13 protein-coding genes and 1 tRNA gene are annotated in these 12,721 nt (G+C 59.2%); 5 read left to right on the top strand and 9 right to left on the bottom strand.

Translation table 11 applies throughout. The features are described 5' to 3' along the window. The first annotated feature begins 121 nt into the window (after positions 1-121). On the top strand, positions 122-1,696 hold the full coding sequence (locus V6L81_RS10515; protein WP_338660665.1) for a sensor domain-containing diguanylate cyclase: 1,575 nt from the start codon (positions 122-124) through the stop codon (positions 1,694-1,696). A gap of 86 nt (positions 1,697-1,782) precedes the next feature. Here the strand turns inward: V6L81_RS10515 and V6L81_RS10510 are convergent. From V6L81_RS10510 to dapA, 5 genes are all read right to left on the bottom strand, one after another. After that, positions 1,783-1,872, bottom strand: a tRNA-Ser gene (locus V6L81_RS10510). 91 nt (positions 1,873-1,963) lie between these two features. Further along, a complete protein-coding gene (purC, locus tag V6L81_RS10505; protein ID WP_019410660.1) occupies positions 1,964-2,677 on the bottom strand; it encodes a phosphoribosylaminoimidazolesuccinocarboxamide synthase in 714 nt (237 codons plus the stop codon). 28 nt (positions 2,678-2,705) lie between these two features. Continuing rightward, positions 2,706-3,464, bottom strand: coding sequence for an MBL fold metallo-hydrolase (locus tag V6L81_RS10500; RefSeq protein WP_095002187.1), 759 nt, complete (start codon positions 3,462-3,464; stop codon positions 2,706-2,708). A gap of 4 nt (positions 3,465-3,468) precedes the next feature. Then, positions 3,469-4,584 (bottom strand): outer membrane protein assembly factor BamC, encoded by a 1,116-nt coding sequence (gene bamC, locus V6L81_RS10495; protein ID WP_095020284.1) that lies wholly within the window; start codon positions 4,582-4,584, stop codon positions 3,469-3,471. Between the two features lie 17 nt (positions 4,585-4,601). Continuing rightward, positions 4,602-5,480 carry a 4-hydroxy-tetrahydrodipicolinate synthase gene (dapA, locus tag V6L81_RS10490; RefSeq protein ID WP_095002189.1) on the bottom strand — a complete coding sequence of 293 codons (879 nt, stop codon included), beginning with the start codon at positions 5,478-5,480 and terminating at the stop codon, positions 4,602-4,604. 327 nt (positions 5,481-5,807) lie between these two features. Between dapA and V6L81_RS10485 the strand changes: the two genes are divergently transcribed. Together V6L81_RS10485 and V6L81_RS10480 are read left to right on the top strand one after the other, a co-directional pair. Then, positions 5,808-6,368 (top strand): glycine cleavage system protein R, encoded by a 561-nt coding sequence (locus V6L81_RS10485; protein ID WP_016780071.1) that lies wholly within the window; start codon positions 5,808-5,810, stop codon positions 6,366-6,368. 13 nt (positions 6,369-6,381) lie between these two features. Then, positions 6,382-6,855, top strand: a complete 474-nt coding sequence (locus V6L81_RS10480) for a peroxiredoxin (RefSeq protein WP_095002190.1) — start codon at positions 6,382-6,384, stop codon at positions 6,853-6,855. Positions 6,856-6,964: 109 nt separating this feature from the next. Here V6L81_RS10480 and queF read toward each other — a convergent pair whose 3' ends face one another. Continuing rightward, positions 6,965-7,795 (bottom strand): NADPH-dependent 7-cyano-7-deazaguanine reductase QueF, encoded by an 831-nt coding sequence (gene queF, locus V6L81_RS10475; RefSeq protein WP_095019361.1) that lies wholly within the window; start codon positions 7,793-7,795, stop codon positions 6,965-6,967. Positions 7,796-7,876: 81 nt separating this feature from the next. Then, entirely contained in the window at positions 7,877-8,413 is a 537-nt protein-coding gene (locus V6L81_RS10470) for a plastocyanin/azurin family copper-binding protein (RefSeq protein WP_095019362.1), read from the bottom strand. Positions 8,414-8,568: 155 nt separating this feature from the next. On the opposite strand from V6L81_RS10470, the gene V6L81_RS10465 reads away from it, so the two are divergent. Both V6L81_RS10465 and V6L81_RS10460 read left to right on the top strand, forming a co-directional pair. Then, positions 8,569-9,249 carry a heavy metal response regulator transcription factor gene (locus tag V6L81_RS10465; protein ID WP_095002193.1) on the top strand — a complete coding sequence of 227 codons (681 nt, stop codon included), beginning with the start codon at positions 8,569-8,571 and terminating at the stop codon, positions 9,247-9,249. Continuing rightward, positions 9,249-10,640, top strand: coding sequence for a heavy metal sensor histidine kinase (locus V6L81_RS10460; protein ID WP_095038520.1), 1,392 nt, complete (start codon positions 9,249-9,251; stop codon positions 10,638-10,640). The genes V6L81_RS10465 and V6L81_RS10460 overlap by 1 nt, the downstream gene beginning before the upstream one ends. 88 nt (positions 10,641-10,728) lie before the next feature. Here V6L81_RS10460 and V6L81_RS10455 read toward each other — a convergent pair whose 3' ends face one another. After that, on the bottom strand, positions 10,729-11,973 hold the full coding sequence (locus V6L81_RS10455; RefSeq protein ID WP_095002195.1) for a lipoprotein-releasing ABC transporter permease subunit: 1,245 nt from the start codon (positions 11,971-11,973) through the stop codon (positions 10,729-10,731). Positions 11,974-12,036: 63 nt separating this feature from the next. After that, positions 12,037-12,720 carry a lipoprotein-releasing ABC transporter ATP-binding protein LolD gene (gene lolD / locus V6L81_RS10450; RefSeq protein ID WP_165446489.1) on the bottom strand — a complete coding sequence of 228 codons (684 nt, stop codon included), beginning with the start codon at positions 12,718-12,720 and terminating at the stop codon, positions 12,037-12,039. Position 12,721 lies beyond the last annotated feature (1 nt).

Raw genomic sequence — 12,721 nt, 5'->3', positions numbered from 1 at the left:
ATTCTTGTTTACGGGTGTGACAGAGCGCTCACCCCTACCTACTCTGCTAGTGACCTGCGCACCGCCAGGTTCTGGAGTCCAAACCTCTATTCAAGTTTTTTTGCGCTTATCGAACATGCCCATGACCGACAGCTTTAAACCATCACGCCCATTGCCCGTAAACCTGCGCGGCCTGATCCTCTGCATTGTTCTGGCGTCAGTCCTGGCGACCCTGTGCAACAGCCTTGTGGTGGCCTATCGCGTACAACGCGACGCCCTGATCCATTCGACCCTGGAGTCCAATGCTGCCTATGCGGCAAAAGTTGCCTCCAGCATTGGTGAGTTCTTGCGCGCAGCCCACAACAACCTGAACTACAGCGCCAAAATCCTCGGCAAGCACTGGGACGATCCCCAGGTGCTGCATGAAGAAGCCTTGAGGCTGGAGGCACAGGATCAGTATTTCAACTCCGTCGAAATCCTCGATGCCAACGGCAAAGTCCTGGCCTCGAATCCGCCACAGGCGCAGATTGTCGGTTCCAACGTCCCGGCCAGCGGTATCAGGCAAGCACTCCAAGAGCGCCGGGCACTGGTCAGCTCGACCTATGTATCCCGCCAGGGCAACTTGATCGTATTCGTATCAGAACCTGTTTTCAGCAAGGCCGGTGTGTTTCTCGGCGCCGTGGTCGGGTCTATTTACCTGCTTGATCAAAGTGCCTTGCACACCGTCATCAGCAGCCACTTTCATCACGAAGGCACTTTTGCGTTTGTGGCCGACAGCAATCGTCGACTGCTTTACCACCCCAATCCTGCGCGTATCTCTGAAGTGCTTGGTGAAAACCTTGCGGTTGATGCGGCCCTGGGCGGCGAACGCGGTTCGATGGAAATAAGGAATTCCGAAGGCGTCGAAATGCTGGCAGGTTACAGCCAGGTCCCGGACTCCAATTGGGCGGTAGTGGTGCAACAACCCAGGGAGCATAGTCAGGCGACCTTGCGCCGGCTTATGCACGACATGATCATGGGCATGATTCCGGCCGGGCTTCTGGGGATGGTACTGGTATTCGTCGGCACAACGCTGATCGCCCGGCCCCTGCGCCTGCTGTCTGCCGCGGCGCAACAGCTGTCCGCGCCGCAGACTACGGAGTTGCTGCAACGTATCAACGCCTGGTACCACGATGCTTCGGCCATCCGCCAGGCCATGCTGGCGGGGGTGCAACTGCTGCAGCAAAAGCTTGGCCGCCTCAGCCACGAGGCGCAAAGTGACCCTCTCACCGGCCTGGCCAATCGCCGGGCCATGGAAGAGTTACTGAGCGTGCTGGAGCAGACCCAGCAGCCCTACACGGTACTGGCGCTGGATATTGATCATTTCAAGCGGGTCAATGACACATTCGGGCACGACGCTGGCGACGTTGCACTCAAGCAGGTGGCCGAAATCCTCAAGCAGAACTCACGGGCAAACGACCTGGCATGTCGCAGCGGTGGGGAGGAATTTTCGCTGCTGCTACCGGATACCACGCAAGAAACGGCCAGAGCCATCGCCGAACGCATACGCCAAAGCATCGCAGACGCTCGCATACCGCAAGTCGGCAACCTGAAAATCTCCATAGGTGTTGCCAGCAAGGCCGGCGCGCCAATGACACCGCAGCAAGTACTAAAACTGGCCGACGAACGCCTTTACCGTGCCAAGGAAAGCGGGCGCAACCGGGTGGTGTCTGCCTGAGGGGAAATGGGCACCGCATTTATCGACGCCCACGAAAAAGCCCCTGAAATGTTCAACCATTTCAGGGGCTTCGTCTTGTTCAATAATGGCGGAGAGATAGGGATTCGAACCCTAGGTACTGTCGCCAGTACAACGGATTTCGAATCCGTCCCATTCGGCCACTCTGGCATCTCTCCAACGGCGCGAATAATAGCGCGGTTTTTGATTATGGCAAAGCCTTTTTTCAAAAAAACCGCGCTGTATCAGTTGCTTGCGCGCCTTTACTGCTTAAAGCGGGACGCCGAGGCGGTTTGCAACTTCTTCGTAGGCTTCGATTACGTCGCCCAGACCCTGACGGAAGCGGTCCTTGTCCATTTTCTTGCCGGTAGCCTTGTCCCACAGACGGCAGCCGTCCGGGCTGAATTCGTCACCCAGGACGATGGAACCGTCGTGGAATACGCCGAACTCAAGTTTGAAGTCGACCAGCAGCAAGCCAGCGTCATCGAACAGCTTGTTCAGTACGTCGTTGACCTTGAGCGACAGTTCTTTCATGCGAACCAGTTGCTCGGCCGTGCCCCAACCGAAAGCCACGACGTGGGATTCGTTGATGAACGGGTCGCCCTTGGCGTCGTCCTTGAGGAACAGTTCGAAGGTGTACGGGTTGAGCTTCATGCCCTCTTCCACACCCAGACGCTTGACCAGGCTGCCCGCTGCGTAGTTACGCACAACGCACTCGACCGGGATCATGTCGAGTTTCTTCACCAGGCACTCGTTGTCACCCAGCAGTTTGTCGAATTGGGTCGGCACGCCGGCTTCTTCGAGTTTCTGCATGATGAAGGCGTTGAACTTGTTGTTCACCATGCCCTTGCGATCAAGTTGTTCGATACGCTTGCCGTCGAACGCCGAAGTGTCGTTGCGAAACAGCAGGATCAAGCGGTTTTCGTCGTCGGTCTTGTAAACCGATTTCGCTTTACCGCGATAGAGTTCTTCACGTTTTTCCATGATGGGCTCCGCATGCTAAGTAGGTGGGCTAGGCGATTGTGCGCCAGTCGAGCCCTGAATCTTGATCGGCCAGTTGCAGCCAGTCCGGGTCGCACCCAAGGGTGTCGACAAAACATTGCCGGGCCAGCTGCGGCAGGTTGTTCTTGCTGCTGAGGTGGGCCAGTACCAGGTGTTGCAGGTCTTGCCAGCCCAACTCGGCCACCAGGCTTGCGGCCTGGTGGTTGTTCAAATGTCCTTCCTGGCCCCCTACCCGGCGCTTGAGAAACGCAGGGTAGTGACCACGGGCAAGCAGGTCCCGACAGTGGTTGGCTTCAATCATCAGCGCATCCAGGTCGCGATAGCTGTCCAGCACGCCAGCACAATACGAACCCAGGTCGGTCAGCAAGCCGAACCGCCGCTTGCCGTCACTGAATACATACTGGGTGGGCTCCTGGGCATCATGGGCGACCAGGGTCACACTGATATTCAAGGCTCCGATTTGCAGCGTCTGGCCACCCGCCACGTAACCGGCGGCCTCCAGAGGCTTGCGCATCCCGCGCTGGGTACCACGACTCATGTACACCGGCAAATTGTAGCGCCGCGACAGCAAACCCACGCCATGCACATGGTCGGCATGTTCGTGGGTGACCAGAATCGCGCTCAGCTGGTGAGCGCTGATGCCCAGCCTGGCGAGACGACGCTCGGTTTCTCGCAACGAGAAACCGCAATCGACCAGTACATAGGTGCTGTCGCTGGCTATCAGCGTGCCATTCCCTTGGCTACCACTGCCGAGAACGGCAAAACGCATACAATCAGCCCAGGTTGTCTTGGATAACGCCCAGCACCTTGCGCGCCACTTCTGGCGAGGCAACGGTGTTGATGTTTTCTTCGACGGTCACTTGCACGTTTTCACCCACCTTGCTCAGGCGAACCTGATAGCGCTGGGCACGGGCTTCAACTTCTTCCTTGTCCGGCTTGCTGCCAAAGAGACCGGAGAAGAAACCAGGTTTCTCGTCCTTCTTCTCGGCTTTTTCGGCGAGGTTGATGTAGTACAGGCCCAACGTGCGGTTGATGTCTTCAACGCGCCATTCGCCCTGTTCAAGTGCACGACCTACGCTAGACCAGGCACGGTCGAGGTCTTCGGTCAGGGTCAGCACCGGGTTGCCGCTGCCGTCTTCGTTCAGGCTCACACGCGCAGGGGTGTCGAAATCACGGGCAGCCAGCAGCGAAACCGAACCGCCCTTCTCGGCGTTGCGGCTCATGCTGATCAGCATTTCATCAACCAGGGCTGCATCCAGACCGGTGTTGACCGAGCGGTTGCCAAAGTCGACGTTGGCACTGCTACCGGCCGGGCGGTTGGCACTGACCACGTAGATTTCGCTGGTATTGCGCTGCACACCCGGCTCGATGCGTACCCGCAGGCGGGTTTCGCTGTCGGAGGCCAGGCCGCTGCTGCCCACATGGCGGGCGATCGGAGCGGAAAGCTCGTCAGCACGCTGCCAGCTCGTGGTGAACTCGCCGGTTTGCGGGCGCTGTTCGTCGATGCGGAAGCCATTGTCCTGGAAGAACTGCATCGCTACCGGCCAGACTTCTGACGGCGAACGCTGCGCCATGACCCAGCGGCTGTCGCCACTTTTCTGCAGGCTGAAATCGCTGGCACTGGCGGCTACAGCCAACGGCTGTGGACGCGGTACTTCAAACTCGCCCTTGACGTTGTCGTCGGGCACATTGCTGGGGATCGGCAACAGCGGCACAAGGCGCTTGTCAGTCTGGACACCCGGCGGCAACTGCATTGGAGCGGTTTGACGCGCCTCCAGGTAGTCGCTGCCACGGTCGCGGAAGTAACCCTCTTGACCCCACAGCCAACCGCAGCCGCTGGTGCTGGAAATAATCACGGCTAGTGCGGAAAGTCCGGCCAATCGCTTCATGCGTAGTGCTTCCTCAATTAAACCAAGACACCGGACTGGCGCATTGCCTGACGCAGTGGTTCGTGGCAAGGCTCGCTGAGCCAGGTGAGTGGCAGACGGATACCGTCCGACATCATGCCCATCTCATGCAGCGCCCATTTCACGGGGATAGGGTTGGATTCGATAAACAGGGTTTTATTGAGCGGCATCAGCTTTTCGTGCAGCGCGCGGGCAGTGTCGGCATCGCCACGCATCGCAGCAGCGCACAGGTCGCTCATGTCACGCGGAGCAACGTTGGCGGTTACCGAGATATTGCCCTTGCCGCCGAGCAGGATCAGCTCGACTGCGGTGGCGTCGTCGCCGGAGTACACCAGGAAGTCGCTGCTCACCCCTGCCAGAATGGCCGGTACGCGCGTCAGGTCGCCGGTGGCTTCCTTGATGCCGATGATGTTCGGCACGGTGGAAAGACGAATGACGGTAGCCGGCAGCATGTCGCAGGCGGTACGGCCCGGAACGTTGTACAGGATCTGCGGGATATCGACCGCTTCGGCGATCGCCTTGAAGTGCTGGTACAGGCCTTCCTGGGTCGGCTTGTTGTAATACGGTGTCACCAGAAGACATGCATCGGCGCCAGCGGCCTTTGCATTGGTGGTGAGTTCGATCGCTTCACGCGTCGAGTTGGCGCCCGTGCCGGCAATCACCGGAATGCGCCCTGCAACCTGCTTGACGACATGACGAATCACTTCAATGTGTTCGTTCACATCCAGAGTTGCCGATTCACCTGTAGTGCCAACGGCAACAATGGCGTTGGTGCCCTCTTGCAGGTGAAAGTCCACCAGTTTGCTCAGAGCGTCCCAATCAAGACGACCTTGTGCATCCATAGGTGTGACCAGTGCCACCATACTGCCCGCAATCATGCAACCGCTCCTGCCGGAAAAAGAGAGCCGTAATGGTACTGGCGCCATGACCCTTGCACAAGCAACAGCGCGCCCGATGAGCATTCCCCTTCGCGTTGCTTTTCGCTACCCTTCAGCCTTTGATTGGTACTGATGTGTGCGCAAGTCTGTTTCACAGGCCCTCAGCAAGCGCCAAAAGCCCCGCCCAAACGCCACCGAGCACGTTTTGCAGAGCCTGCAAACCGCCTGGAACGCAGTATTGACGGGCTTCTGACGCTCAAGTGTTACCTGATACTCAACTTGCCTGCCATCGACCGTACTGACCGCTCATCGTTTTAGGAAGGTTGAATGTCCACCCCCACAGTTCGCGAACAATTCCTTGTCATCAGTGCCCTTGGCGCCAACCCAATGGAGCTGACTAACGTGCTGTGCCGCGCCAGCCATGAAAATCGCTGCGCTGTCGTGACCTCGCGCCTGACTCGCCACGGCGAATGCAGTGCCCTGGTCCTGGAAGTTACCGGTAGCTGGGACGCCCTGGCACGCCTTGAAGCTGGCTTGCCTGCGCTGGCCAAAAAGCACGCGTTCAGCGTCAATGTAGTACGCAGTGCGGCCCTTGAAACCCGCCCGCAGGCGCTGCCGTACGTGGCCTATGTCAGCTCGGCCTACCGCTCGGACATCATCAACGAGCTGTGCCAGTTCTTCATGGACCACAACGTCGAGCTGGAAAACCTGACGTGCGATACCTACCAGGCGCCACAAACCGGCGGCACCATGCTCAACGCCACCTTCACCGTGACCTTGCCGGCCGGCGTGCAAATCAGCTGGCTGCGTGATCAGTTCCTCGACTTCGCCGACGCGCTGAACCTGGACGCACTGATCGAACCTTGGCGCCCACAGAACCCGATGTAAGGAAACCGACTCAATGGCTGTTGCAATTGACCAACCCGTAGACGATTTCCAGATCCCGGCGACGAGTGAAAAAACCGTCAGCCTGTCGCAGCTCAAGGGCAAGCAGGTAGTGATCTACTTCTATCCCAAGGACAGCACGCCGGGCTGCACCACTGAGGGCCAGGGTTTTCGCGACCATTACGCCGAGTTCCAGGCGGCCAATACCGAAGTGTTTGGTGTGTCCCGCGACAGCCTCAAGTCCCATGAGAACTTCAAGGCCAAGCAGGGTTTTCCGTTTGAGTTGCTGAGCGACAAGGACGAAGCCCTTTGCCAGCTGTTTGACGTGATCAAGCTGAAAAAGCTGTACGGCAAGGAGTACCTTGGCGTGGATCGCAGCACCTTCCTGATCGACAAGGACGGCGTGTTGCGTCACCAATGGCGCGGCGTGAAAGTGCCAGGCCATGTCGAGGCAGTGCTGGAGCAGGCCAAGGCGCTGAATAACGGCTAAGCAAAACTCTGTGAGAGCGGGCTTGCTCGCGATTCAGGCGACGCGGTTTGTCAGGCAAACCGCATAGACCTATCGCGAGCAAGCCCGCTCCCACATGAGTCACAGCGTATTACTGACGCACCAACCGCACATTCTGGAACTCGACCGCTTCGGTGCTGCGGTACGGGTTGATATCCAGCCCACCACGGCGCACATAGCGCGCATACACGGTCAACTTCTCGGGCTTGAGCAAACGCTGCAGGTCGAGAAAGATCCGCTCCACACACTGCTCATGAAAATCCGAATGCTGGCGAAAGCTCACCAGGTACGCCAGCAAACTGGCGTGATCCAGCGCCGCCCCACGGTACTCGACCACCACCGTGCCCCAGTCCGGCTGACTGGTGACCGGGCAGTTGGATTTGAGCAAGTGGCTGTAGACGCTTTCTTCAACCACCTGGGAATCGTCGCACTTGAGCAATTCAGGACGCGGCTGCGCGTAATCACTGACCGTGATATCCAGGTCATCAATGCACACACCCGGCAATACGGCTACGCCATCAGCCTGAACTTCATCCAGACTGCGTACGCGCACGCTGACAGGCTTGCCGGATGCGGCCGACAAATCTGCACGCAATGTAGCCTCAAGGCTCGGGGTATCGGCAAATACCGTCTGGTTCAGCGAGTTGAGATACAGCTTGAACGACTTGGACTCGACGATATTCGGCGAATCGGCGGCAAAGCAAAACTCGCCAATGGCCACCACCGGTTTGCCCGATGGCAACAACCAGGACAGCTCGAAGCAGGTCCAGAAATCCACGCCGACATAAGGCAGCGTTTCGGCGCTCAGCCCCAGCTCGGCCCATTTCGCCGCGCGCGGGATCGGGAACAGCAAGGACGGGGTATAAGTGCTGATGTATTCACTGGACTTGCCCAGCGGGGAATGTTCGGCGGCGGGATGCATGACAAAAACCTGGCTAGAAAAACCCGGTAATTCTATCGGGTTTAAGCCAGGCTTTCAGCGTTCACCGACAATCAGGACGTTTTAAGGCGCAACTTTCACCTTGCCGACCATGCCAGCCTGATAGTGACCCGGCACATTACAGGCAAATTCCAGGTTGTCGGCGCGGGTGAAGGTCCAGGTCAACTCCGCGGTTTTACCCGGCTCGACCAGCACGCTGTTGGGGTCATCGTGCTTCATGCCCGGCATATTCATGGCGCCGTGGCCCATTGCCGAGTGATCCATGCCGTCATGCCCCATACCGGTCGGGGTAAGCATGCCGCTTTGCTGCATTTCGAGCATTTCTTTCTGATGTGCCGCGTGCATCGCGGCATTGCCCAGGTTGAACTCGTGCAATAACTGCCCTTTGTTGACCAGGACAAAACGCACCGTTTCACCGGCTTTCACATCCAGCGACTTTGGCGTGAAGGCAATATCAGTCATGTCGATTTCAACCGTGCGCGTGGCGCTGGCGGCAGGTGCGGGCTGACCAAAATCAAAATGCCCGGCAGGCGATGCCATTACCGGCAGGCTCAAGGCCAAAAAACAGCCAGCAAGCGACAAACGGATACGTGCGGTCATACTTACTCCCAGAAACAAAAATGTCAGGCTTGGCGCTACTTTAAAGTCTCGGCACTGGCATTCAACTGACTGCAAGATTACAACTTTGTCAGCTTGACCCTGCATAACCTGCACCAAGGTATAAGGCTGAGGTTAATTTTTATGATGAGTCGACCATGAAACTGCTGATAGTCGAAGACCAGGTCAAAACCGGACAGTACTTGCGCCAGGGCCTGAGCGAGGCCGGGTTCACCACCGAACTGGCGGCCGACGGTATTACCGGGCAACACCTGGCCCTGACCGGGGATTACTCGCTGCTGATTCTCGACGTCATGCTGCCCGGCCGTGATGGCTGGCAAATCCTGCAAGCGGTGCGTAGCGCCGGGCTGAGCATGCCGGTGCTGTTTTTGACCGCACGGGATGCGGTCGCTGACCGCGTCCACGGCCTGGAGCTGGGGGCCGATGATTATCTGGTCAAGCCGTTCGCCTTTTCCGAGCTGCTGGCACGGGTTCGCAGCCTGTTGCGCCGCGGCAGCAACACTCCCCAGGAGACCAGCCTGCAACTGGCCGACCTGCGCCTGGATCTGATCCGCCGCCGTGTTGAGCGCAACGGCCAGCGCATCGACCTTACCGCCAAGGAATTCGCCCTGCTGGAGCTGCTGCTACGCCGTCAGGGAGAAGTGCTGCCCAAGTCGTTGATTGCTTCACAGGTATGGGACATGAACTTTGACAGCGACACCAACGTCATCGAAGTGGCGATTCGCCGCCTGCGCCTGAAAATCGACGACAACCATGAGCAGAAGCTGATCCACACCGTGCGTGGCATGGGTTATGTGCTTGAAGAGCGCAGCAGTTGATGCGCCGCCTGTCGTTGAGCAGCCGCCTGGCGCTGCTGTTTGCCGGTTGTACCGCCGTGGTATCGCTGTTTGCCGGGGTGCTGTTCGGGCGCGCCAGCGAGGTGCATTTTGTCGAGCTCGACCAGCAACTGATGGAAAGTCGCCTCGCCGTACTACGCAGTACGCTGCAAGGGGCTGACACCCTTGAACGCTTCACCCTGCGCCTGCCCGCCCTGATGCAGGACCTGGCCCACCAGCCGGACCTGGCGATACGGGTGCGCGGCCCGGACGGGCATCTATGGTTTGACAGCTCACCGCGCCTGCCACTGGCGCTTGAGACCCGCCCGGGCTTGGGCAGCCTGCAAATAAACGGCACCGATTACCGTGTTCTGGTACCGCAGACCGACAGCCCCGATGCGCCGCATCTGACCCTGTTGCTGGATATCACCCACCACCAGCACTTCCTGCAGCGCATGCAGAGGTTGATCTGGATGACTGTAGGCCTGTCGGCACTGGCCACGGCGATTCTCGGTGCCTGGGCAGCCCGCAGCGGCTTGCGCCCTCTGCGCCGCATGAGCGCGATCGCAGCCAGCGTTTCGGCCGACTCGCTTAACGCCCGCCTGCCCCAGGAACAAATGCCCGCTGAACTGGCAGAGCTGGCCACGGCTTTTAACGCCATGCTTGCGCGACTGGACGATTCATTCCAGCGATTGTCGGCATTCTCCGCCGACATCGCACATGAACTGCGTACGCCATTGTCCAACCTGCTGACCCACACCCAGGTCACCCTGACCCGCCCCCGGGGCATTGAAGAATACCGCGAGGCACTGCATAGCAACCTTGAAGAGCTGCAATGGATGGCGCAACTGGTCAACGACATGCTCTATCTGGCCAAGGCCGATCACGGCTTGCTTACGCCTCGGCGCGAAGCCCTGGATCTGGGTCAGGAAGTGGAGGCATTACTGGAGTTTTATGCGCTGCTGGCCGAAGACTCGCACATTGAACTGACCCGCGAAGGCAATGCACTTCTTGCAGGCGACCGCAGCATGCTGCGCCGCGCCCTTTCCAACCTGCTGGATAACGCCTTGCGCTATACGCCGGCGGGTGGCGCGATCAAAGTGCTGATTGAGGCTTTGCCGGGCACTGCGCGCATCAGCATCGAGAACACGGGCACGGGAATCCCTGCAGAACTGCTGCCACGCCTGTTTGACCGGTTTTACCGGGCAGATCCGGCACGCCGTGAAGGCAGCAGTGAGCATGCGGGGCTGGGGCTGGCGATCACCCAGTCGATCATTCGTGCCCATGGCGGGCAGATCTGCTGTGAGTCGAAAGAGGGGGTAACGCGGTTTGTCGTGGAGCTGCCAGCAAAGCTGCCCTCACCCCAGCCCTCTCCCGGAGGGAGAGGGAGCTGATTTGTGGCGCTGCGCAGAACTGCTTTTGCCTTTAGTCCCCTCTCCCTCCGGGAGAGGGTTAGGGTGAGGGGCTTTTGCTCTTCAACTATCAGGAATACCGCAACGCATGGGCCGGTTGAATCTTCGCTGCCCGATACGCCGGATACAGCGTAGCCAGAAAGCTCAGTACAAAGCCCGCACCGCAGATCAGCGCCACATCGCCGCCCTGCAGCTCGGATGGCAGGTTGCTGACAAAATACACGTCGGAACTGAAGATATGCTGCCCGGTCACCCGCTCCATCCAGCCCACCAGTTCACTAACATTCAACGCCGCAATCACCCCCAGCACGCCACCGATCAAGGTGCCGACAATACCGATCACCGTGCCCTGCACCATAAAGATGGCCATGATCTGCCGCGGCGTGGCACCGATGGTGCGCAAGATCGCAATGTCGGCGCCCTTGTCGTTCACCACCATGATCAGCGTGGCGATGATGTTGAACGCTGCCACGGCCACGATCATCAGCAACAACAGACCGATCATGGTTTTTTCCATTTTCATGGCGCTGAACAGACTGCCCTGGGTGTGAGTCCAGTCGTCAGCCTTGTAACCATCCCCCAGGCCGGCCGCCACTTGCTGTGAAACCTGCGGTGCCGCGTACAGATCCTTGACCGCCAGGCGCACGCTTTGCACCTGGTTCGGCTCCCAGTGTTGAATGGCTGCAGCATCGGCCATATGGATCAGGCCCATGGTGCCATCCAGTTCAGCACCAACCTTGAAGATACCCACCACATTCAACCGCTGCAGGCGCGGAGTAATGCCACCAGGCGCGGTGCTGGCCTCGGGGACGATCAGGGTGATCTTGTCACCCACGCCCAGACGGAAGCGCCGCGCAACAATATCGCCCAGCACCACACCGTATTCGTCGGGTTTCAAGTCCTGGAGGCTGCCCTGCACGATGTGCTGGGTCACGATCGAGACCTTGCCTTCCTGCTCCGGATCGATGCCGCTGATCTGGATCGGCTGCATCGAGCCTTTATAGGACAGCATGCCGTCCAGCTCGGTGAACGGCACGGCTGCCGTGACCTCGGGGTTTTTCATCGCCGCGTCAGCCACCGGGCGCCAGTCATCGATGGGCTTGACGCCCACGATGGTCGCGTGGGGCACCATGCCGAGGATGCGGTTACTCATTTCACGCTGGAAGCCGTTCATCACCGACAACACCACGATCATCGCCAGCACGCCGAGGGCGAGGCCGATCATCGAGGTCATGGAGATAAACGAAACAAAACGATTGCGGCGCTTGGCGCGGGTATAGCGCGTGCCGATAAAAATCGATAACGGTCTGAACATTCGCGGGCACCGTATAAAAATTGAAGACCTGACGCCCGCTTGCAGGCGTCAGATGCTGGCCAGTCAGATCGTGGTCAGGCGACCTTCCTGAAGGTGCAACACGCGATCCATCTGGCGGGCCAGGTTCATGTCGTGGGTTACCACCAGGAACGCAGTGCGCATTGACGTGCTGAGCTCCAGCATCAGGTCCTGAATGCCCTGGGCCGTGTGCGAGTCGAGGTTGCCGGTGGGCTCATCGAGCATCACCAGCCCCGGCTTGTTGACCAGCGCCCGGGCAATCGCCACACGCTGGCGCTCACCACCCGACAGCTCGGCCGGCTTGTGCTCCAGGCGATGACCCAGGCCCACCCGCGTCAGCAGGGCCGTGGCCCGTTCACGGGCTTCGGGGATCGCCGTCTTGCCGATCAGCAACGGCATGCAAACGTTTTCCAGCGCGGTGAACTCGGGCAACAAGTGGTGAAATTGATACACGAAACCCAGCGAGCGGTTGCGCAACAGGCCACGGGCCTTTTCGCCCAGGGCCGATAGCTCTTCACCCGCCAGCCAGACACTGCCACTGGTCGGGGTATCAAGCCCGCCGAGCAGGTTGAGCAAGGTACTTTTACCCGAACCCGAAGTCCCGACGATCGCCACCCGCTCACCAGGGTGCAACTCAAGCTGCAGCCCCGACAGCACCACCACGGATTCCGGGCCTTCCTCGTAGGACTTGCCCAGGTCGCGGCAACTCAACACTGCTTGTTCTTTCATG

It is taken from the genome of Pseudomonas bubulae, assembly GCF_037023725.1.
GTDB lineage: Bacteria > Pseudomonadota > Gammaproteobacteria > Pseudomonadales > Pseudomonadaceae > Aquipseudomonas > Aquipseudomonas bubulae.
The sequence above is the reverse complement of the archived record's forward strand: the minus strand, read 5'-3'. Positions and strand labels throughout refer to the sequence as shown.